This window comes from Pseudarthrobacter sp. NBSH8, assembly GCF_014217545.1.
Lineage (GTDB): Bacteria > Actinomycetota > Actinomycetes > Actinomycetales > Micrococcaceae > Arthrobacter.
This window is the reverse complement of record NZ_CP043178.1, coordinates 1,645,903-1,668,249: the sequence shown is the minus strand read 5'-3', so window position 1 is coordinate 1,668,249 and position 22,347 is coordinate 1,645,903. Positions and strand designations below refer to the sequence as shown.

At 66.4% G+C, this 22,347-nt stretch carries 17 protein-coding genes; 8 read left to right on the top strand and 9 right to left on the bottom strand.

From position 1 onward, the window contains the following. Positions 1-47 precede the first annotated feature (47 nt). The 7 genes from FYJ92_RS07585 to FYJ92_RS07555 all read left to right on the top strand — a co-directional run bounded on the left by FYJ92_RS07585 (position 48) and on the right by FYJ92_RS07555 (position 9,033). Positions 48-1,415: a DUF6421 family protein gene (locus FYJ92_RS07585; protein ID WP_185263301.1), complete on the top strand. Its 1,368-nt coding sequence runs from the start codon at positions 48-50 to the stop codon at positions 1,413-1,415. Beyond that, complete coding sequence (locus tag FYJ92_RS07580; protein WP_185263300.1) at positions 1,412-2,173, top strand: SDR family oxidoreductase; 762 nt, start codon at positions 1,412-1,414, stop codon at positions 2,171-2,173. Before FYJ92_RS07585 ends, FYJ92_RS07580 begins: the two co-directional genes overlap by 4 nt. A gap of 90 nt (positions 2,174-2,263) precedes the next feature. Then, positions 2,264-3,376: a low specificity L-threonine aldolase gene (locus tag FYJ92_RS07575; RefSeq protein ID WP_185263716.1), complete on the top strand. Its 1,113-nt coding sequence runs from the start codon at positions 2,264-2,266 to the stop codon at positions 3,374-3,376. A 61-nt stretch (positions 3,377-3,437) separates the two neighbouring features. Further along, positions 3,438-4,088, top strand: coding sequence for a DUF3000 domain-containing protein (locus tag FYJ92_RS07570; protein ID WP_185263299.1), 651 nt, complete (start codon positions 3,438-3,440; stop codon positions 4,086-4,088). A gap of 31 nt (positions 4,089-4,119) precedes the next feature. Then, entirely contained in the window at positions 4,120-5,448 is a 1,329-nt protein-coding gene (locus FYJ92_RS07565; RefSeq protein WP_185263298.1) for a ribonuclease D, read from the top strand. Between the two features lie 121 nt (positions 5,449-5,569). After that, positions 5,570-6,859 (top strand): thiolase family protein, encoded by a 1,290-nt coding sequence (locus FYJ92_RS07560; RefSeq protein ID WP_185263297.1) that lies wholly within the window; start codon positions 5,570-5,572, stop codon positions 6,857-6,859. After that, positions 6,856-9,033, top strand: coding sequence for a 3-hydroxyacyl-CoA dehydrogenase NAD-binding domain-containing protein (locus tag FYJ92_RS07555; RefSeq protein ID WP_185263296.1), 2,178 nt, complete (start codon positions 6,856-6,858; stop codon positions 9,031-9,033). The genes FYJ92_RS07560 and FYJ92_RS07555 overlap by 4 nt, the downstream gene beginning before the upstream one ends. 94 nt (positions 9,034-9,127) lie before the next feature. Here the strand turns inward: FYJ92_RS07555 and FYJ92_RS07550 are convergent, their stop codons facing one another. The 3 genes from FYJ92_RS07550 to FYJ92_RS07540 are packed head-to-tail and all read right to left on the bottom strand — an operon-like array spanning position 9,128 to position 12,259. After that, positions 9,128-10,654: an ABC transporter ATP-binding protein gene (locus FYJ92_RS07550; RefSeq protein ID WP_185263295.1), complete on the bottom strand. Its 1,527-nt coding sequence runs from the start codon at positions 10,652-10,654 to the stop codon at positions 9,128-9,130. Positions 10,655-10,656: 2 nt separating this feature from the next. Continuing rightward, complete coding sequence (locus FYJ92_RS07545; protein WP_185263294.1) at positions 10,657-11,400, bottom strand: energy-coupling factor transporter transmembrane component T; 744 nt, start codon at positions 11,398-11,400, stop codon at positions 10,657-10,659. A 10-nt stretch (positions 11,401-11,410) separates the two neighbouring features. After that, positions 11,411-12,259, bottom strand: a complete 849-nt coding sequence (locus FYJ92_RS07540) for an ECF transporter S component (protein ID WP_185263293.1) — start codon at positions 12,257-12,259, stop codon at positions 11,411-11,413. A gap of 458 nt (positions 12,260-12,717) precedes the next feature. On the opposite strand from FYJ92_RS07540, the gene FYJ92_RS07535 reads away from it, so the two are divergent. Next, positions 12,718-14,142, top strand: a complete 1,425-nt coding sequence (locus tag FYJ92_RS07535) for a mycothione reductase (protein ID WP_185263292.1) — start codon at positions 12,718-12,720, stop codon at positions 14,140-14,142. Positions 14,143-14,151: 9 nt separating this feature from the next. On the opposite strand, the gene FYJ92_RS07530 is transcribed toward FYJ92_RS07535, so the two are convergent. From FYJ92_RS07530 to acnA, 6 genes are all read right to left on the bottom strand, one after another. Then, positions 14,152-15,177, bottom strand: coding sequence for a nucleoside hydrolase (locus FYJ92_RS07530; RefSeq protein ID WP_185263291.1), 1,026 nt, complete (start codon positions 15,175-15,177; stop codon positions 14,152-14,154). A gap of 12 nt (positions 15,178-15,189) precedes the next feature. After that, on the bottom strand, positions 15,190-16,167 hold the full coding sequence (locus FYJ92_RS07525; RefSeq protein WP_185263290.1) for an aldo/keto reductase: 978 nt from the start codon (positions 16,165-16,167) through the stop codon (positions 15,190-15,192). A gap of 11 nt (positions 16,168-16,178) precedes the next feature. Then, positions 16,179-16,739 carry a hypothetical protein gene (locus tag FYJ92_RS07520; RefSeq protein WP_185263289.1) on the bottom strand — a complete coding sequence of 187 codons (561 nt, stop codon included), beginning with the start codon at positions 16,737-16,739 and terminating at the stop codon, positions 16,179-16,181. Then, positions 16,736-17,353: a DUF402 domain-containing protein gene (locus tag FYJ92_RS07515; protein ID WP_185263288.1), complete on the bottom strand. Its 618-nt coding sequence runs from the start codon at positions 17,351-17,353 to the stop codon at positions 16,736-16,738. The genes FYJ92_RS07520 and FYJ92_RS07515 overlap by 4 nt, the downstream gene beginning before the upstream one ends. Next, the gene (dxs, locus tag FYJ92_RS07510) at positions 17,350-19,323 is read right to left on the bottom strand and encodes a 1-deoxy-D-xylulose-5-phosphate synthase (protein ID WP_185263287.1); all 1,974 of its coding nucleotides are present in this window, start codon (positions 19,321-19,323) and stop codon (positions 17,350-17,352) included. The genes FYJ92_RS07515 and dxs overlap by 4 nt, the downstream gene beginning before the upstream one ends. Before the next feature lie 128 nt (positions 19,324-19,451). Continuing rightward, complete coding sequence (gene acnA, locus FYJ92_RS07505; protein ID WP_185263286.1) at positions 19,452-22,262, bottom strand: aconitate hydratase AcnA; 2,811 nt, start codon at positions 22,260-22,262, stop codon at positions 19,452-19,454. Positions 22,263-22,347: the final 85 nt, after the last annotated feature.

The window sequence follows — 22,347 nt, the reverse complement described above, 5'->3', positions numbered from 1 at the left end:
CTACGCTCACCGTAGATGCCCCAAGCAATGAGAAAGGCAGTCGCACCATGACCGTCACCGTGACCGGCGCCCCACCGAGGATCACCGCCGAAAATCCCGCCTGGCTCCGCCTTCGGAGCGCCGCCGAGTCCCTGCAGGAGCTGCAGATCCAGGACGGCTCCGTACCCGACGCGGGCCACCACCCAGCCGCAGCGGCCGAAGTTGCCGAGATTACAGAGTCGCTCACCGAACTGGCACCGCTGTTCCCGCATGACGCGGCCTACCTTGACGCCGTCGTCGCTGATTTCCAAGCGTGGGCCAAAACGGGCTTCGGTGTGCCGGACTTCCTGGCGTCGCTGCTGGCGTTCCAGCCCCAACAGCAGCGCCGGGATGGCCTGCAGCATGTGGTCATCTTCCCCATGTACACCCAGAACGGAAGCACCAGCCGGCTGGTGGAGGCCGTGCTGATCGAGGTCATCTGGCCCGATTTTGTGGCCGGCCTTGAGGCAGGGGACTATTCCAACAAGCTGTTTGTGCCGATTAGGTTCCTGGACTTCACCCGCGGCTATGACACCAACTCGGCGGTGCTGTTCCCCGAAACCGTGGCCGTCCGGGAAACACCCATGTTCACCTGGGGCGCCATTTTTGCGGACCGCGAAGCTGCCCGCTTCCGGAGGGTCCTGCGCGCGGCCGCGGACATCACCTCCCTGGACCTGCCCGCGGGCGCCGCGGAACTCCTGGCCGACCAGGAACTGACCGAGGCCACGTTTGTGATGTGGGACCTGATCCATGACCGGACCCACATGCGCGGCGACCTGCCCTTTGACCCGTTCATGATCAAGCAGCGGATGCCCTACTTCCTGTACTCGCTCGAAGAACTTCGCTGCGATCTCACAGCCTTCCGCGAATCGGTCAGGATCGAACACGACGAAGACGCCGAGCCGGAAGCACGCCGGCACGCGAAACTGGTGCAGTACGCCATCATCTTCGACCGGATCTTCCGCTTCGCGATCACCGGCAACCGGGTGCGCAACTACGACGGCCTCGGCGGGCAGCTGCTCTTCGCCTGGCTGCACCAGCACCACGCCCTGCACTGGACCGACAGCCGGCTCAGCATCGACTGGGACCTGGTGGCGGACGCGGTGATCGCCCTCGGCGCCTCGATCGACGAGCTCTACTGGCGCTCCATTGACCGGCCAAAGATGGCCCATTGGCTTGCCGCGTACCAGCTGATCTCCGCCACAGTCACGCCCAACCCTGCATCAATCTGGGCCAAGGGTCCCGACGCGCTTCCGGTTGCCGGTCCGCCGCGTGGCCTGACGGACCAGGTGCTGGATGACGAATTTCCGCTGTCCATGTTCTACGAAGCCTTGGAGAAGAAAATGCGACCGGTCATCGAATCCACTGCCGGCATTACCGGAGCGTCCGCGCTGTGAGCGAACCCGGCGGCCCGCGCGTTGTCCGTGCTCCGGACCTTACCCCAGGGCTGAACGTCCTGGTCACCGGCGGTAGCGGACCGTCCGGGATCGCGGTGGCCCGGGCCCTGCGCCAGGCGGGGTTCCGGGTCTTCACGGTCGGCTCGGACAGGACGCGCATCGATGCCGCCGCAACAAAAGCGGGCGACGGCGTCACTCCCCTGGTGTGCGATCTCGCGGATCCCGCTGACGTCCAGGGCCTCCGGACGGCCCTGGCGGGCACCGCCGGAGCGATGGACGGAGTCATCCACCTCGTGGGCGGCTGGCGTGGTGCCAAGGGCATCACGGACCAGAGCGACGCCGACTGGGACTTCCTGGAGCGCGGCGCCATCACCACGCTCAGGAACGTCTCCCGGGCCTTCTACGCCGACCTGGCCGCCGCCGGAACCGGACGGTTTGCCATGGTGTCCTCCACCGCGGTGGACAAGCCCACTGCCACGACGGCCAGCTACGTGGCGGCGAAGGCCGCCGCCGAGACCTGGACGCTTGCGATGGCGGAGGGACTGGGCCGCGGGGCCGCGGATGACGGCACCGCCTTGCGCGGCGCCGCCGTCGTCCTGGTGGTGAAAGCGCTGGTGGACGCGGAACTCCGGACGGCGCACCCGGAACGGACGTTCCCCGGTGCCACCGACGTCGTGGACCTGGCCGCCGCCGTCGTCGGACTGTTCAGCCGCCCGGCAGCCGAGCTGAACGGCCGGCGCCTGCTCCTTACCCCGTGACCGCAAAATCCCTGACCGCAACTCCCCTCTGCATACTGGCGCCTGACCGGCCGGACCCGACCTCCCTAGACTGAGAACGTGAGCAAAGCAATGACAACGGCAGATGCCGCCCCCCGGCTTGAAATTCCCGCAGCCCGGCTGCATGACGCGTCCGTCCGCGGTTTCGCATCGGACAACTACTCCGGTGTGCACCCCGAGGTCCTGGCCGCTCTCGCGGCCGCCAACGAGGGCCACCAGGTCTCCTACGGCGAAGACGACTACACGGCCCGGCTGCAGGGTCTGATGGAGGAGCACTTCGGCCCCGGCATCGAATGTTTCCCCGTGTTCAACGGCACGGGGGCCAACGTGCTGTCCCTGCAGTCGCTGCTCCCGCGCTGGGGTGCTGTGGTGTGCGCTTCGACGGCGCATATCAACATGGACGAAAACGGTGCTCCGGAACGGATCGGCGGCATCAAACTCCTGCATGTCCCCACCCCCGACGGCAAGCTGACACCGAAGCTGATTGACCGCGAGGCGTGGGGCTGGGGCGATGAACACCGGGCGCAGCCGCTTGCCGTGTCCATCACCCAGACCACCGAGCTCGGCACGTGCTACACCCCGGATGAAGTCCGGGCGATCGCCGATCATGCACACGCCAAAGGCATGAAACTGCATATGGACGGCGCCCGGCTGGCGAACGCCGCTGCGCACCTGAACGTGCCGCTGCGGGCTTTCACGCGCGACGCCGGCGTGGACATCCTCTCCTTCGGCGGCACCAAGAACGGACTGCTGTACGGCGAAGTGGTGGTTGCCCTGAACCCCGAAGCGGCCCACGGCCTGATATTCCTGCGCAAGATGAACATGCAGCTTGCCTCCAAAATGCGCTTCCTGTCCGCCCAGTTCATAGCCCTGCTGGAAGGCGACCTGTGGCTCCGTTCGGCGTCGCACGCCAACGCCATGGCCGCCCGCCTCCGCACCGCGGTGGACACAATCGAGGGCGTGGATCCCACGCAGAAGACGGAGTCCAACGGCGTGTTTGCCGTCCTGCCTGCCGGAGTAGCTGACCGGCTGCGGGAGTCCTTCCGGTTCTACGACTGGGATGAAGCCGCCCGCGAGGTCCGTTGGATGTGCTCCTTCGACACGAGTGAAGACGATGTCGACGCCTTTGTGGCCGCGATCCGACGGGAACTTGCGGCCCACCACGCGGGCACGGAAGCCGGATAGCATGGACCGGCCCACGGCGAGCCTGCACTGCGAGCCCCCTGCTGTTGCGTAATCTGCGAAGGTGAACGCACTAGCCCAGGTTCCCCAGGAATTTCTCCACGCCTTGGGAACCCTCAGGAAGGCCCAATGCCGGGGTGAGCTGCGCCTGGCGGAAATTCCCGCCCCGGCGCGCCTGGCACCGTTCGCAGTGGCACTCGGGGCAGAAGTCATGGCATCCGGAGCGGGCAGCGGCACCACGCCCGTCCACGGACCTGCCGCCATGGCCCTGGCCGCGGCGTCCGGCACCGAGGACGACGACGACACCGAGCTGGCCACTGGCCGATTCATCCTGCTGCACGACCCCGACGGCTCAGCAGTCTGGGACGGCGAATTCCGGATTGTCACCTACATCCGGGCCCAACTTGAGCCCGAAATGGGCAACGACGAAATGCTGGGGACCGTCGCCTGGACCTGGCTGGTGGAGGCCCTGGAGAATCACGAGGCCCCGTACCGGGCGGCCGGCGGGACCGCCACGCGGGTCCTCTCGGAGAGCTTTGGAACACTTTCCGGCCGGCCCGGGTCGATCGATATCGAGCTGCGCGCCTCCTGGACTCCGGCGTCTTCGGACGTCACTGCCCATCTGGAGGCGTGGTCCGACATGGTCTGCACGTTCGCCGGCCTCCCCCCTCTGCCCGACGGCGTCGAGGCCCTTCCGCGCCGGCGCCGGAACTAGGGCTGTCCCTTGTCGGTAAACTGAAGGCATCATGACCCCTCATATTCCGGAAAACACCACGGCCGGCGCTCCGGCTGCTGATACGACTCCCCACATCACGGTGGAAGGCTTCGATAGCCAGGTCCCCGTAGTCATTGACCTCAATGCACCGCGCGACGGCGTGCCGCTGGTTATCGAATCGCAGTCCGGCCTGGAGCGGTGTGCGGCAGCCATCGCCGCCGGAACAGGTCCCGCAGGGGTTGACGCAGAACGGGCCTCGGGATTCCGGTACGGCCAGCGCGCGTTCCTGGTGCAGATCCGGCGCGAAGGCTCCGGCACCTGGCTGATCGATCCTGAACCGTTCGAGAACCTGTCCATCATCAACGATGCGCTACAGGGGGTGGAATGGATCCTGCACGCAGCCAGCCAGGACCTGCCCTGCCTGCTCGAGCTGGGCATGTGGCCGGACAGGCTCTTTGACACGGAACTCGCTGCCCGGCTGGCCGGACTGCCCCGAGTTGGCCTGGCCGCCGTTATCGAACAACTGCTCGGCTTTGGCCTGGCGAAGGAACATTCGGCCGCAGACTGGTCCACCCGACCCCTCCCCGAGCCATGGCTGCGCTACGCCGCCCTGGACGTGGAAGTCCTGACCGACCTGCGCGAAGAACTCATCGAGCTGCTGCAGGCCGACGGCAAGCTGGACTACGCAGAGCAGGAATTTGCCGCGATCCTTGCCGCCGGAGTGGCCCCGCCCCGGGTTGACCCGTGGCGCAAGACATCGGGCCTGCACCAGATCCGCGACCGGCGCCAGCTGGCGGCCGTCCGCGAAATGTGGCTGGAGCGCGATTCCCTGGCACAGAAGCGCGATGTGGCGCCGGGCCGGCTGATCCCCGATTCCGCACTGGTGTCCGCCGCCAAAGCCATGCCGTCCACCGTTCCCCAGCTGCTCGGCACCAAGGGCTTCCACGGCCGTGCGGCTCAGCGTGAGGCACCCCGGTGGCTCCGGTGCATCGCCGCTGCCCGCGACCTTCAGGACCTCCCGCCGCTGCACCTGCCAACCAACGCACCGCCCCCGCCGCGGGTGTGGTCCGATCGCGACCCCGAGGCCGCGGCACGCCTGTCCACTGCCCGCCCCCTGCTGCAGGCGAAGGCGGAGGAACTGAACCTTCCCGTGGAGAACCTGCTGACGCCGGACTTCCTGCGCCGCGTGGCGTGGCGTCCGCCGTCGGACATTACCGAACAAGCAGTGTCCGCTGACCTGCGCACCCTCGGTGCCCGCGAATGGCAGATCGGCGTGGTGGCACCGCTTCTTACGGACGCGTTCCTCAACCCGCAACCGCTGCCGTCCAAGGAAGTCAAGGCAACCGCGGCGCCGGAGTAAACGCCCCTTCACCGAGCCTTGCACACCATGTTACTGACGAGTAACATGGTGTGCACTGCCGTCCTGCCGAGCGCTGCCCGTTGGCCTCCGGACGGCGCCAACGTCTCGATGAGGAGTAAACGTGAGCCACCACGGAAGCAGCGGATCCCCGCGAACTGTCCGCGACGTCGTTTTTGTTGACGGCGTCCGCACACCCTTCGGCCGGGCCGGCGAGAAAGGCATCTACGCCGGAACCCGTGCCGATGACCTGATGGTGAAGTGCATCCGCGAACTTCTGCGCCGCAACCCCACCCTGCCCCCGGCCCGGATCGACGAAGTCGCCGTTGCCGCCACCACCCAGACAGGCGACCAGGGACTGACCCTCGGCCGCACGGCCGCCCTTCTGGCAGGGCTCCCCCGCACCGTCCCCGGATTCGCCATCGACCGCATGTGCGCCGGCGCCATGACCGCAGTCACCACAACGGCGAGCGGCATCGGTTTCGGTGCCTACGACGTCGTGATCGCCGGCGGAGTGGAGCACATGGGCAACCACCCGATGGGCTCCGGCGCCGATCCAAACCCGCGTTTTATGTCCGAGCGCCTGGTTGACCCCGCCGCCCTGAACATGGGCAACACGGCCGAAAACCTGCACGACCGTTTTCCCGCCATAACCAAGGAACGCTCGGACGCCTACGCCATTGCCTCGCAGGACAAACTCGCAGCCGCCTACGCACAGGGCCAGATCCAGCCCGACCTCGTTCCGGTCGCTACCCTGAAGCCGGGACAGGGCTGGACGGTGAACAGCGTCGATGAGCCGCCCCGCCCGGGCACCACGCTCGAGGACCTGGCGGCCCTGCGGACGCCGTTCCGCGCCCACGGCCGCGTGACGGCAGGCAACGCGGCCGGCCTGAACGACGGCGCCACGGCCGCCGTCCTCGCTTCCTCGGAAGTGGCTGCGGAACTGGGCCTGCCAGTCAAGATGCGGCTGGTCAGCTACGCCTACGCCGGCGTCGAACCGGAGGTCATGGGCATCGGCCCCGTGCCCGCCACCGAAAAGGCCCTGAAGAACGCCGGCCTCAGCATTGAGGACATCGGACTTTTCGAGATCAATGAGGCGTTTGCCGTGCAGGTCCTGAGTTTCCTGGACCACTTTGGAATTTCCGACGACGACCCCCGGGTCAACCGCTACGGCGGCGCCATCGCCGTGGGCCACCCCCTCGCCTCCTCCGGGGTCAGGCTAATGAACCAGCTTGCCCGGCAGTTCGAAGAAGACCCCTCCGTCCGGTACGGGATCACCACCATGTGCATAGGCTTGGGCATGGGCGCCACTGTCATCTGGGAAAACCCGCGTCACGCCGATTACAGCGGTGCCGTCGCAGCAGACGACCACGAAGCAATCACAGTAGCAACCACCGAAGGAGCCGCCGCATGAGCGCCGCCGATTTCACCAAGCTTGCCGGACTCTTCCCCGACGAAACCATCACCCACTCGTACGTCCAGGACATCACGCTGCCAGCTGCCCCCGGCCAGCAGAGCCCTGGGGTGTTCGCGCTGATCACCCTGGACAACGGCCTGGATCATTCCAAACCCACCACCTTGGGCCCCAATACCCTGGTGGAACTGGGCACGGTCCTCGAGGGCCTGAAAGCGCGTGCGGCCCGCGCCGAGATCGTTGGCGTAGGCGTGACCGGCAAGCCCTACTTCCTCGTAGCCGGCGCCGACCTGTCCGCAGTGAAGTCGCTGGAGAACCGCGATCATGGACTGTGGATGGCGCAGCTCGGGCATCACGTTTATGCCACTCTGGCCAACCTCGGCGTCCCCAGCTTCGCGTTCATCAACGGCGTTGCCCTGGGCGGCGGCCTGGAGATCGCCCTGCAGTCCACGTACAGAACGGTATCCACCGGCGCCGGTGCGCTGGCGCTTCCGGAGGCCTTCATCGGCCTGGTCCCCGGCTGGGGCGGCGTCTACATCCTGCCGCGCCTGATCGGGCCGGAGAACGCGGTCAGGGTGATGATCGAGAACCCGCTCAGCAACAATCGGACGCTTAACGGGCCACAGGCCTTCCAGCTGGGCATCGCCGACGCCCTGTTCGAACCGGCAGACTTCCTGGAACAGTCGCTCGCCTGGGCGGCCACGGTCATCACCGGCGAGACGGTCCCGGAGCGGGCCAACGCCGTGGACCCTGCTGATTCCGCTGTTGCCGGGCGCTGGTCCGCAGCCGTCGCCGCCGGCCGGACATTCGTGGAGGCCAAGACCTCCAACGCCTCCCCTGCCCCGGCCAAGGTCCTGGACATCCTCGAAGCCAACCGGACCATGTCGCAGGCAGAATCCGCCGCCCTCGAGTGCAAAACCCTCGCCGGTCTGATGCAGACAGACGAGTTCCGCGCCACCGTCTACGCCTTCCTGGACCTGGTCCAGAAGCGTTCCAAGCGCCCTGCCGGCGCCCCGGACCGGAAGCTCGCCCGTCCGGTCACCAAGGTCGGCGTTGTGGGGGCGGGCCTTATGGCCAGCCAGCTGGCCCTGTTGTTCGCCCGCCAGCTCAAGGTCCCCGTGGTGATGACGGACATCGACCAGGCCCGCGTGGACAAGGGCGTGGGCTACGTCCACGCCGAGGTGGACAAGCTCCTCGGCAAAAAACGGATCAGCCAGGACGCAGCCAACCGCACCAAGGCGCTGGTCACGGGATCGGTCTCCAAGGAGGCCTTCGCGGACGCCGACTTTGTCATCGAGGCTGTTTTCGAAGAGCTGAACGTCAAGAAGCAGGTCTTCGCCGAGGTGGAAGCGATCGTCTCCCCAGAGTGCATCCTCGCCACCAACACGTCCTCGCTGTCCGTCACGGCCATGGCCGAAGACCTCGCGCACCCGGAACGGCTGGTGGGCTTCCACTTCTTCAACCCGGTGGCCGTGATGCCTCTGCTCGAAATCGTGCGCGCGCCCAAGACCGACGACGCCGTGCTGGCCACCGCTTTTGAGCTCGCCAAGGGCCTGAAGAAGAGCGCGGTCCTGGTCAAGGATGCGCCGGCCTTTGTGGTCAACCGGATCCTGCTGCGGCTGATGGGCGAAGTGACGGCTGCCTTCGACGAAGGAACCCCTGCCGACGTTGCCGACACGTCGCTGCGGCCCATGGGCCTGCCGATGACCCCGTTCACGCTGGGTGCCATGGTGGGCCTGCCAGTGGCGCAGCATGTCCAGGAGTCCCTGCACGCCGCCTTCGGAGACCGCTTCGCCGTGTCCACGAACCTGCAGAAACTGATCGAGAACGGCGTGAAATCGCTCTGGGCCCCGGCGGCCGACGGCTCCCAGGAGATCCCGGAGTCCACGCTGTCGCTGATGTCCTTCGGCACGTCGCCGTCCAGCGGGGACGACGTCCTGCGCCGTGTCCAGGATGCCCTGGCAGAGGAGATCGGGCTGATGCTGGACGACGGTGTGGTGGCCGGTCCTGAAGACATCGACCTCTGCATGATCCTCGGCGCGGGCTGGCCGATGTTCCTGGGCGGCATCACGCCGTACCTGGACCGGGTGGGCGCCTCAGAGCGGGTCAACGGCAAGCGGTTCCTGGCTCCCGGAGTCGCGTCCGCCGCGTCGGTGTCCCCGAAACCAGCCTGACCCGCGCCTGAAGAGTTTTTGGTCAGATAACGCCGCCTGAGGGCCCTGAAAGCCGCATTATCTGACCAAAAACTCCAACGTTTGGCACTGGCCCTCAAAGACTCCGCAGGCGGCCGGCCTCGAGGCACACCAGCCGGTGCGCGATGGACCGGGCGTAGTCCAGGTCGTGGGTGACCAGCACGACGGCGGTGCCATCCGCCGTCGTGCTGCGCACCACCCGGTCCAGCCGGTCCAGCCCGGGGCCATCCAGGGAAACGGTTGGCTCGTCCAGTGCAAGCACTGAGGGACCCCGGGCCAGTACCGTCGCCAGGGCCAGCAGGCGCTGCTGGGACGCCGGCAGTTCCGCCGGGTGCCGCCCGGCAAGGTGATCCAGGCCAACGGCGGCAAGGGCGCGCTGCACCGCCTGGTCCGCCGCGAGCCCGTCGCGTTCGAGTCCGAAGCGTACTTCCCGATCCACGGTCCGCTCAAACAGCTGGTCCCGGGGCTGCTGGAAGAGGAGCCCAACGTCGCGGGCCACCTGTCCCGCCGGGTGCCCGCCGATGTTCCGCCCATGGACCAGCACGCTGCCCGCGGTTGGTTGGAGCAAGCCATTGAGGTGCCTCAGCAGCGTGGACTTTCCGGAGCCGTTGGGACCCGCCACGGCCAGGATCTCGCCCGCGTTGAGGGTCAGGCTGAGTCCGTGCAGGACAGGGTCAACCGGCGGGCCCGGCTGTGTCTTGAACCAGCCTCGGCGCCGAGTCCGCCGGTACGTGAACGAGACGTCACGCAGTTCCAGGGCCGGCGGACTGTCGACAGCGGATTGATACTCGGATCCTTTCAGCGGCCGGGGAGCTGTAATCGGGCGGGGCCGGACCACGCCAGCCATTTCCAGAGCCCCGGCAGCCACAAGTTCTGCCGGCGTGCCAGTCGCAGCTACGGTACCTCCGGCGAGGACCAGCCACGTATCGGCGTTGTGCAGGAAGGCCTCGGCACGCTGGCTCATGATCACGACGGCGGTGCCGTCTCGTACCAGGTTCCGCACCAGGGCAGCGAGGACTTCGGCTCCGTCCGTGTCGAGGGAGGCGAAGGGTTCGTCCATCACGAGAACTGCGGGGCGCTGAATAACCGCGCAGCCGATGGCCAGGCGGCGGAGCTGACCGCCGGAAAGCGTGGCGGGATCCCGGTCCAGCAGATGGGCCAGGCCGGTCAGGGCTGCTGTGTCCCGGACGGCGCCGGCCATACTCGCACGGTCAACCCCCGCGTTTTCCAGGCCGAAGGCCAGCTCCTCGGCCACCGTGACCCGGACCGTGGACAAAGCGCCGGCCGGATCCTGCGGCACAAGGCCCACCTGGCGGCCCCAGCGGCCGGGATCGATCTGCGGATCGGCAGCTGTTCCGGTGAACGTGACGGACGTGCCGGCGAGCTCAAAAAAACCCGTGAGTGTCCCGCAGTCGCCGGGCAGCAACCAGCCGGCGAGGACGCGTCCCAATGTTGATTTGCCGCTGCCGGAACCGCCCAGGACCGCTGTCAGCGATCCTGGGGCCAAGGTCAGGCTTATGCCCGCCAGGACGGGTTCCGTTTCGCCGGGGAAGACGAATTTTTCGATGCCGGCAGCCAAGGCCGGCGGTGGGGTCTGCACCATTGCTAAGCACCCGCCGTCGGCTGCCAGAGGCGGGCGGCGACGGCCGCCAGCGCCGCGAGCAGCAGAACCACGCGCGCCCACCGCTGGACCGGAGAATCCAGCACCTGACGGTAACTGGTGATTGGACCGGCACTACCGAAACCGCGGGCCTGCAGGGCCGCAGCGCGGGTGCCTGCTTCCTCCACGAGGGACAGCAGCAGGGGAACCGCCTGCCACCGGAACGCGGCAGCCCGCCCGGGAATTCCAGGCCTGATCACCAGGCCACGCGCTTCCTGGGCCTGCCTGATCCGCCCCAGCCGTGAACTGATGGCCGGCAGCAGCGTCAACGTGGAGGCAAGCACAAACGCGAACCGCGCGTTGACACCGCGGGTGGACAGGGCGGCCACCAGGTCCGGAACGCTGACGGTGAAGGAACACAGCAGCAGCACAAGCACGGCCGCGGAAAGCTGCGCCGCCCGCTCGAGCGCAAACTGGAGGCCTTGTGCTGTGACACGCGCCGGTCCCCACTGCGCCAGCACGGTGGTGCCCTCAGGAAAGAACAGTCCGTGCAGGGCCAACAGCGACAGTACCAACGGAACCAGAATGACCGCCGCGGCCGGCAGCATCCGGCGCGCCGCTCCCCCGGCGACCGACAGGCCCACGGCCGCTGCGATCACGGTGAGGGACATCGGCCAGCTGGCAGCCGCCGTCGTTATCACTGCCGTGCTGCCGGCAGCCGCCAGCGACGTCAGGGGGTGAAGGCGCATCAGGGGTGCGTCAGTCGTCCTGGCCGGTTGAGTGGCCGGTGGGCTGGTTGCCGGGGTGGTTGGAGTCTGTGCCGGCCAGCACGCGGTACTGCCGGACAAAAGGGAATTGCAGGCGCGTGCGGCGAGGGAGGGCGTAGACCAGGACGGCGACGAGGGTAAAGACGATGGCCTTGTCCATGGGGTCCGAGATCAGGGCCTGCTTGGTGATGGCGGCGAGCAGGCTGTCCCCCATGGAGCGGAAGGCGCTGACAATGGCGCCGGTGGCGAGGCCGGAGGTGCCGCCGAAGACGAAAGCGGCAACGGGAGCGGAGACCACACCGCCGACGATACCGGTCAGGAATCCCGCCACCGGGGCCAAATAGAAGCGCCGGAACAGGCCATAGCGTGCGGCGAGGCCGGCCAGGCAGCCGATCAGGGCCGCACCGGCGGCGAAGGGCAGGACGGTCGGGTTGAAAAAGGACCAGATAATGCTGCTGAGGGCACCGGTGGCGGCCCCGGCGGCGGGACCGGCGAGAACGGCGATCAGGACGGTGCCGATGGCGTCGAGGTAGAACGGCACCAACGTGCTGCCTACGAACTGTCCCAGGACAATGTTCAACACCAGGGCCACCGGGATCAGCACCAGCGTGGAGACGGGCAGCGTGGGCAGGACGCCGATGATCAGCAGCACGGCGCCCACGAGGAAGCCGGACAGGGCGATCAGAGCCGAGGCGCTGCCCGGGCCACCGGTGATGTCCGCGGGCTGGTTCAGGACCAGGTAGATGTACGTGCCGGCTATGGCCACCGCTCCGAGGATTTCCAGCAGTCGGCGGTTGCGGGCGGTGGCCGGCGTTTGCGGCGGCAGCGTGAGCGATGACATGGCGTTCCTTCTGGGGATGCGGGCTGTGGCGCCCGGATGGCCCGGGCGGTGCGGAACGCCGCCTATGTCACCTCGGCGGCAGCCGGGGGCGTCTGCGCCGGCCCGGGTCCGGCATCAGTCTACCGTCCGTCTCCCGTCGCCTCTTCCCGGCGGGTGGTGTCGTGGTCACCTTTGTGGCGTGCTTCCTAGAGGTGGTGTTCCTGCTATTCCTCCGCTGCCCGCCGCCGCAGCTCGACAGTTCGCATCAGCTGGGTGGTTGGCGCTGCTGCATGCGCGCGCTGATGCGGCCTCCCGTCCCGCAGGTCTTCTTCGTGTTTGTCGCACATAGGGCATCGTCCCACCGGATTGGACTATGGGGAAGACCAACTGCAAGGAGCCACCGCGCCGTAACCCGGCCGTACGATGTGGAGTGGGCGCGCAAGCCGCTGCCCGCCCTGCTGACCTTCCGAAAGGCACAAATGCCCCACTACGACCTGGCCATCATCGGATCCGGATCCGGCAATTCGCTGATCACCCCGTTCTGGGACGACAGGAAGGTGGCCATGATCGACGGCGGCGTGTTCGGCGGGACCTGCCTGAACGTCGGCTGCATCCCCACGAAGATGTTTGTCTACCCGGCCTCCCTGGCCGCCGCGCCCAGGGAAGCCGCCCGTCTGGGTGTGGACCTGAGCCTGGACAAGGTCCACTGGAATGAACTGCAGGACAGGATCTTTGGCCGGATCGACGCGATTTCCGAGTCCGGCCGGCGGTACCGGGCCGATGAACTCGCCCATGTGGACCTGTACCAGGAGCACATCCGGTTCACCGGTCCCCGGACGCTCAGCACTGATTCCGGCGTGGAGCTCACCGCGGACCGGGTAGTGGTGGCCGCGGGCTCCCGGGCTGTGCTCCCCGATGTGCCCGGCATTGGCCTTCCACAAGTGCACACCTCGGACACCGTGATGCGCATCGATGGTCCGCCCGAACGGGTGGTGGTGGTTGGCGGCGGGTACATCGCCGCCGAGTTCGCTGCCGTATTCCACGGTTTCGGGGCCGAGGTGACCCAGGTGAACCGTTCGCAGCGGCTGCTGCGCGGGAACGACGCCGAGATCGCCGAACGCTTCGCCGCGGCCGCGGCCGGCCGCTGGAAGCTCAAGCTTGGCTACTCGCTCCAGGCGGTGGAGGACAACGGCGACGGCAGCGTCACCGCATTTTTTGCGGACAACGACGGCAAATGGCTGCGGGTCGCAGCGGACATCGTCCTGATGGCCACCGGGCGGGTGCCGAATACGGACCGGCTGGGTGTGGACGCCGCCGGCTTTGACGTGGACGAGGACCATACACTGTCCGTGGACGCGAGCCTTAGGGTCCTCGCCGGCGGCACACCCGTTGACGGTGTTTATGCTTTGGGCGACATCGCCAACAGCTACCAGCTCAAGCATGTCGCCAACCGGGAGGCCCGGGTAGTGGCGCACAACCTGGAACACCCGGACCAGCTCCGGACCATCGACTACACCGCGGTGCCGTTTGCCGTGTTCAGCAATCCGCAGGTGGCCTCCGTGGGCCTGACTGAGGATGATGCCCGGGAGCAGGCCGCAGCAGGGTCGGACATTGTCACCGCAGTCCAGGATTACGGCTCCACCGCGTACGGCTGGGCCATGGAGGACGAAGAAGGTGTGGTCAAGCTGGTGGCGGAACGTTCCACCGGCCGGCTGCTCGGCGCGCACATCATGGGCCACGAGGCCTCGCTCCTGATCCAGCCGCTGGTCCAGGCGATGGCCACTGACGTATCTGTCCACCAGCTCGCACGTGGCCCGTACTGGATCCACCCGGCCCTGACGGAAGTGGTGGAGAACGCCCTGCTTGCCTTGGACGTTGAGGTGCCCGAAGACGCGCCATTGTAGGGCTGGTCTTCAGCCGACCCTGCGGGCAAGGCGCCCGAGGGAACCCACCAGTTCGTCGAAAGCCTGCGCGGGGTTGTTGTCGGAGACGATCCGGGCATTGTGCGGCCGGTTCCACAGGTTCCGGTAGTCCGCCACGGTGGTCCCCATCAGCATGGCCGACTCAACCTCCACGTCCACCGTGGCAGGCCGGGTGCTGTATTCCAAGGTGCCGGCTGCCACGCCGGCGGCGAAATAGTCGTGGACGTGCGCCAGGTAGCCTTGGTCATAGTTCCGGTGGAATTCGAAGTAGAAGCGCAGCGCATCGGACAGGTGCCGCACCAGGGTGTTCTCGGACGTACTCCTGAGCCCTTCGGCCTGTTCCGGCAGCACAAGTTCCTCCACGGCGCAGCCTGCCGCCGCGGCCAGCCGCCGTACATGCTCCGGGCGCATCTCCATCCGCTCCGTGGTGTCCAGGGAGCAGACGATGGGCAGCCGGTCTGCCGGCAGGCCCCGGTAGGCGGCATAGACTTCCTTGGCCGCATGCGGATCAACGTGCGTGTTCCACTCTGCCGTGGGTGTGGTGTTTCCCTGGTGGTAGAAGCTTCCTCCCATGATCACCACACGTCCCAGCAGTTCGGGCAGCCGGGGTTCGCGCCGGATGGCGAGGGCGAAATTGGTCAGCGGCGCGGTGATCAGGGCTGTCAGCTCTCCCGGATGGGCGCGGGCGGCCTCTACCCAGACGTCGGCGGCGTGCCGTGGAGACACCGTGCCCGCCGGCGGGGGCAGGACTGCGTGTCCCAGCCCCTGCGGGCCGTGGGTTTCCGGCGTTGTCACCAGCGGGATACCCAGTGGGTTCAGGGCGCCGACGGCGACCTCCACGTTGGGCCTGTCGCACAGCTCCAGCAGCGCGATGGTGTTTCTCGCCACCTGGTGGGCATCCACGTTTCCCGGGGACGCCGTCACGGCCACGAACTCCACGTCCGGCAAGGACGCCAGATAGGCCAGCGCCAGGGCGTCGTCGATCCCGGTATCCACGTCCAGCAGCAGCCTGGTCATCGGCGGGGTTTCCTAGAAGAGAGCGACCTGGGGGACCTTCGGGAAGATCGCATCCAGTTCCGCGAGCTCCGCCGGTGACGGCACCCAGGCGACAGCGGCCGCATTTTCGCGAATCTGCTCCGGCCTGGTGGCTCCGGCGATCACGCTGCTGACGGCAGGCTGGGCCGCGAGCCAGGAGAAGGCCACCTGGACCTCGGTCAGGTCGCGAACTGCAGCGAAGGAACTGAAACGCTGGAGCTGGTCCCAGTCGGCGTCGTGCACCATGTTGGTGCGTGTATGGCTCAACCTCGAGCCAGCCGGAGCCGAGCCCGGCGAATATTTGCCCGTCAGCAGGCCGTTGGCCAGCGGGAAGTACGGCAGGACACCCAGGCCGTACGCTTCTGCCGCGGGCGTGACCTCCTGCTCGGCTCGACGGTCCAGGAGGTTGTAGTGGTTCTGGGTGGAGATGAACCGCGTGCCGCCGGCGGCCCTGGCCACAAATTCGGCCTCGGCAATCTGCCAGCCGGCGCGGTTGGAGTGGCCGATGTAGCGGACCTTGCCGCCGGTGACCAGGGCATCCAGGGCGCTCAGCGTCTCCTCGATGGGAGTCAGTGGGTCGGGGGTGTGGAACTGGTAAAGGTCGATCCAGTCCGTGCCCAGCCGCCGCAGCGAGGCCTCCACCGCCCGGACGATGTAGCGCCGGGACCCCCGGGCCCCAAAGTCGTTCCCGTTGGCACCCCGGACGTCCATGCCGAACTTGGTGGCCACCAGAACATCATCCCGCTTGCCTGCCAGTGCCTTGCCCAGCATCGTCTCGCTGAGTCCGGGCTCGCGCCCGTAGTTGTCGGCGACGTCGAAAAGCGTCACGCCGGCGTCAAGCGCGGCATGGACGACGGCGTCAGTCCCCGCCTGCGATTCGGTCACCGTATTGGCGCGGCCCAGGTTGTTGCAACCGAGTCCCACCACGGAGACGGTCAGCCCGGAGTTTCCCAGGCGTCGGTAGTCAGGCATGTTTTCCCCCTCTAGAGGCTAAAGGTGTTGGCAGGCTTCGCGGAGTGCTTGAGTTTGAAGTTGTCCGGTTCGCCATACGAGGCTGCCCCGATGCTCAGCTTGGTAAAGTCGAGGTCTTCGCCGCGGCTGCAGACCTTGATGGCGCTGACGGCCTTGTTAACATCGGGGCAGAGGCAGAAGATGTTCAGCTTGTAATCGCTGAACTCTGAGCGTTCCACGGTTCCCAGGCCGCGCCAGGCCAGGTGGCTGATGAGGGCGTCTTTCGCCTTTTCCTCAAGGTAGCGGTCACGGTCGGTACCCTCCTTGGTTTTCAGGGCGAACTGAGCCACCACCCAGAACTGGTCCTCGTCGGGGATTTCGGCGAAGCCGTCCTCCGCACACTGCACGGCAAAGGCATCCATGAGGCCCTCCACCGCCGCGGCATCAGCCACATCGGTCTCTTCGGTTTTGCTCTGGTGCCCAACCACGCCGTAGTTCATCACAAACTGGCTGTAGTCCTCGTCGAACCAGCCTTCACGGAAGTGCAGTGTTCCTTCGTCGTCCCGTTTGTAGACCCTGATGATTCCGCTCATGACCGTCCCTTCGTGAACCATTCAACGTCTGTTCCGTCGAATGGTGCGTGCTGTGCCTTGACGGCCTGATATAGCTCATCCGCGGCGGCCTGGATGTCATCCACCAGCCGGTCCGGGTAATTCATGGCGATGCGGTGCTCGGCGAACTCGTCCTGGTCATCGATAAAGACGCCCCGGCCGGCCATGCGGATCACGTCCAAGTCCATGTCGATCACGTGGAACTCGGTGACCGCGGGCCGGATGTCCGTCCACTCGTGGGCGACGGCGAGGTCAACGTAGACCCTGACCCCGCTGGGATGGGCGTCGTCATAGAATGTGGCAACCCAGTCTCCGGACCGCGGTACCAGGAGCACGGCGTCGGACGCTGTGTAGAAGGCAGCACCCGGGCGCGAACAGAATTCGTTGGTTCCCTGGAAGATCCACCAGCCGTGCCGGTCTTCGCCAAGGTACCGCCCCGGGACCACCCAGTGGGCTTTTCCGTTCCATTTCCGGTTCCGGGCCACCACCAGCTGGCCCGGCTGCAGTCCCGCGGGGACGCGGGTGGTGCTGGTGTGCCTCGCCGGGTGTGAATCCCCGACGGCGGCCGGATACTTCAGTGCGTCTTCTTCCCTCACAGGATGGGCAGGCTGCCGGTGGTGGGGTGCTCCTGGCCCGGCAGCGGGCGCGCGAAGGGGACCTTTGTGCCCAAAACCTGGGCGACGACGTCGTGCGTGATCTGCTGGGCCGTCAGCCCGACGCGCTCCAGCACCTGGCTCCGCGTGCCGTGGTCCAGGAACTCCGCAGGGAGCCCAACCTCGTTCAGCGCGGTGTCAACGCCGGCTGCCCGCATTTCCTGGCGGATGCGCGATCCGACGCCGCCTGCCCTGACACCGTCCTCGATGCAGATGACCAGCCGGTGGTGGGAGGCCAGCGCAATTATGGAACGCCGTACGGGCAGCACCCAGCGCGGGTCCACCACGGTGGTGCTGATGCCTTGGGCGCCCAGGCGGTTGGAGACGTCGAGCGCCAGTTCGGACATGGCTCCGACGCTGACGATGAGGACATCGTTTTCGGTGGACCCGGCCGGCCGGCGCGCCAGCACGTCAACACCGTCGCCCAGCCGTTCGATGGCCTCCACTTCGGCCCCCACGGTTCCCTTGGAGAAACGAACCACGGTGGGGGCGTCGTTGATGGCCACGGCCTCGCGCAGCCCTTCCCGCAGCCTGGAGGCGTCACGGGGCGCGGCGAGGTGAAGTCCGGGCACGATCTGAACCATTGCCATGTCCCACATACCATGATGGCTGGCCCCGTCCGGGCCGGTGACACCGGCACGGTCCAGGACGATGGTGACACCGGCTTTATGCAGTGCCACGTCCATCAGGAGCTGGTCAAAGGCGCGGTTCAGGAAGGTTGCATACACGGCCACCACGGGGTGGAGCCCGCCGAAAGCCATGCCGGCGGCGGACGTCAGCGCATGCTGCTCGGCGATGCCGACGTCGATCACCCGGTTCGGGTGCTTGGCCGCAAACTTGTGCAGGCCCACGGGAATAAGCATGGCGCCGGTGATGCCCACAATGTCGGGGCGTTCGTCTGCGATCTTCGCGATCTCGTCGGCAAAAACAGACGTCCAGGACTGTGCCCCGGAAACTCCCGTCGGTTCGCCAGTTTCCGGATCGATAATACCGACGGCGTGGAACTGGTCCGCTTCATGGGCCCGGGCCGGGGCGTAGCCATGCCCTTTTTCGGTCATGGCGTGGACAATCACCGGGCCGGCGTAGTTCCTGGCCGTGGATAGAGCGTGCTCCATGGCCTGCAGGTTGTGGCCGTCAACCGGGCCGATGTACTTCATGCCGAGGTCTTCGAACATGCCCTGCGGCGCCCACCAGTCCTTGATGCCCTTTTTCATGGCGTGCAGGCTCTTGTAAGTGAACTGGCCTACGGGGCCGCCGTTCTGGAGCTTCTTCTTCCACCAGTCCAGCGTGCCCTCATAGGCAGGGGCTGCGCGGAACGAGTCGATCGTGGGACGCAACGAGGCGAGGTAGTCCGCGAAGCCGCCCACCGTGGGGGCATAGGAGCGGCCGTTGTCGTTGACGACGATCACCACGCGGCGGCGCTTGTCTGCCGCAATGTTGTTGATGGCTTCCCAGGCCATGCCGCCGGTCAGGGCGCCGTCGCCCACAACCGCGACGGTGTAGCGGTCGCCCTCCCCGGTTAGCTGCCGTGCCCGGGAGATGCCGTCCGCCCAGGAGAGGGAGGAGGACGCGTGGGAGCTTTCCACAATGTCATGCTCGGACTCGGCGCGGGACGGGTAGCCGGACATGCCGCCCTGCTGGCGCAGGGTACTGAAGTCCTGGCGGCCGGTGAGGAGCTTGTGCACGTAGGACTGGTGGCCCGTGTCGAACACGATGCTGTCCCGGGGCGAATCGAAGATGCGGTGCACTGCAAGGGTCAGTTCCACAACGCCGAGGTTGGGCCCGAGGTGCCCACCTGTCTGGGAGACGTTGGTGATCAGGAAACTCCTGACCTCAGCGGCCAACTCTTCGAGCTGCCCGTGAGACAGCTGGTTCAGGTCCTGCGGATTCCGGATGGTGTCCAAGATTCCCAATGACCCCTCCTTCGGGTGGTAGACGTGCCTGTTAACTCTAGCGCCTCGCGGAAATGCAAAGCCGAAGCCCCGGCTGGTCGGTGACCGGCCGGGGCTTCGAAGGAGTGCTGCGTGGGTTCAGATTCCGGCTAGTTGGCGGAGATCTGGCGCAGGACGTACTGCAGGATGCCGCCGTTGCGGTAGTAGTCGGCTTCGCCCGGGGTATCGATGCGGAGCACTGCATCGAAGGACTTTGCGGAGCCGTCTTCTGCTGTGGCGGTGACCTTGAGCGTCTTAGGCGTGGTGCCTTCGTTCAGGGCAATGACGCCCTCAACCGCGAAGGTTTCCGTGCCGGTCAGGCCCAGGGTGGCTGCGGATTCTCCAGCCGGGAACTGCAGGGGAAGGACGCCCATGCCGATCAGGTTGGAGCGGTGGATACGCTCGTAGCTCTCGGCGACGACGGCCTTGACGCCCAGCAGAGCGGTGCCCTTCGCTGCCCAGTCACGCGAGGATCCGGAACCGTATTCCTTGCCCGCCAGGACCACCAGCGGGGTGCCGGCTGCCTGGTAGTTCTGCGCGGCGTCGTAGACATATGCCTGCGGGCCGTCAGCCTGGGTGAAGTCGCGGGTGAAGCCACCTTCGACGCCGTCCAGGATCTGGTTCTTGATGCGGATGTTCGCGAAGGTGCCGCGGATCATGACTTCGTGGTTGCCACGGCGTGAGCCATAGGAGTTGAAGTCCTTGCGCTCCACGCCGTTGGCCAGCAGGTACTGGCCGGCGGGCGTGTCCGACTTGAAGGAACCGGCCGGGGAGATGTGGTCGGTGGTGACCGAATCGCCCAGCTTCAGCAGCACGCGTGCGCCGGAGATGTCCTGGACGGGTTCCGGCTGCGCCTTGATGCCATCGAAGTACGGGGGCTTCCGGACGTAGGTGGAGTTCGGATCCCAGGCGAAGGTATCGCCGGCCGGGGTGTCGAGCGCCTTCCAGCGCTCGTCGCCGTCAAAGACGCCTTCATAGCCGCGGGCGAACATGTCCTTGTCGATCGAGGAATCGATGACCTGCTGGACCTCAACCGGGTTGGGCCAGATGTCCTTCAGGAAGACGTCGTTGCCTGCTTCATCCTTGCCCAGGGAATCGGTGTCGAAGTCGAAGTCCATGGAACCGGCCAGGGCGTACGCGATGACCAGCGGCGGGGACGCCAGGTAGTTCATCTTCACGTCCGGGTTGATCCGGCCTTCGAAGTTGCGGTTACCGGAAAGCACCGCGGTGACGGAAAGGTCGTTGGCCTGGATGGCCTCGGAGATTTCGGCGTCCAGCGGTCCGGAGTTACCGATGCAGGTGGCGCAGCCGTAACCCACGATGTAGAAGCCAAGCTTCTCAAGGTACGGGGTCAGGCCAGACTTGTTGTAGTAGTCGGTGACAACCTTGGACCCGGGGGCCACGGAGGTCTTGACCCACGGCTTCGAGGTAAGGCCCTTGTCGACGGCGTTGCGGGCCAGCAGGGCTGCGGCCAGCATCACCGAAGGGTTGGACGTGTTGGTGCAGGACGTGATCGAGGCGATGGATACCGCTCCGTGGTCCAGCTCGAACTCGCGGCCGTCTTCAGTCTTGATGTGCACCGGGTTGGACGGACGCCCGTGGGCGCCGTTCGCTGCGGACACAACACGGCTGGTCTCGGTGGTGTGCGAGTCGGGGTGCGTGAACGACGGGGCATCCGATGCGGGGAAGGACTCGTCCAGGGACTCGTCCACGCTGCCGTCTTCGATGGCGACGTAGTTGTGGATGTCCTTGCGGAACTGTTCCTTGGCATCCGCCAGCTCAATGCGGTCCTGGGGACGCTTGGGGCCGGAGATGGAGGGAACAACCGTGGACAGGTCCAGCTCGAGGTACTCGGAGAACTTGATCTCGCGGGAAGCATCGTGCCAGAGGCCCTGCTCCTTGGCGTAGGACTCCACGAGCGCCACATTTTCGTCCGAGCGGCCGGTGAGGCGCAGGTAGTCCAATGTGACGTCATCGATGGGGAACATTGCGGCGGTGGAGCCGAATTCCGGGCTCATGTTGCCGATGGTGGCGCGGTTGGCCAGCGGCACGGCCGCGACACCTTCGCCGTAGAATTCGACGAACTTGCCCACAACACCGTGCTTGCGCAGCTGCTCGGTGATGGTCAGCACCACGTCCGTGGCGGTGGCGCCAGCCGGAATGGACCCGGTCAGCTTGAAGCCCACAACACGCGGGATGAGCATCGAGACAGGCTGTCCCAGCATGGCCGCTTCGGCTTCGATGCCGCCAACGCCCCAGCCCAGGACACCCAGTCCGTTGACCATGGTGGTGTGCGAGTCGGTGCCGACGCAGGTGTCCGGGTACGCCCGGAGAACGCCGTCGATTTCGCGGGTCATGACGGTGCGCGCCAGGTACTCGATGTTGACCTGGTGCACAATGCCGGTTCCCGGGGGAACAACCTTGAAGTCATCGAATGCGGTCTGGCCCCAACGCAGGAACTGGTAACGCTCGCCGTTGCGCTGGTATTCGATCTCCATGTTGCGCTCCAGCGCGCCGGAGTTACCGAAGACGTCGATCTGCACGGAGTGGTCAATGACCATTTCCGCCGGAGCGAGGGGGTTGACCCGCTTGGGGTCGCCGCCGAGTTCCTTGACCGCTTCACGCATTGTCGCCAGGTCCACCACGCAGGGGACGCCGGTGAAGTCCTGCATGATCACGCGGGCAGGCGTGAACTGGATTTCTGTATCGGGCTGGGCATTAGGATCCCAGCCAGCCAAGGCTCGCACGTGATCGGCCGTGATGTTCGCGCCGTCCTCGGTCCTCAACAGGTTTTCAAGCAATACCTTGAGGCTGAACGGAAGGTTTTCTGCACCTTCAACGGAGTTCAACCGGAAAATTTCGTATTCGGTTCCGGCTACATTAAGTTTGCCTTTTGAACCGAAGCTGTCCACAGTGCTCATCGCAGGACTCCTCTCGCAACAGTTTCATCTTTGTCGCGCGGTAGACCGCTTTCTAGTTAGGCAGGCCTAATTAGTGCTGGCCACA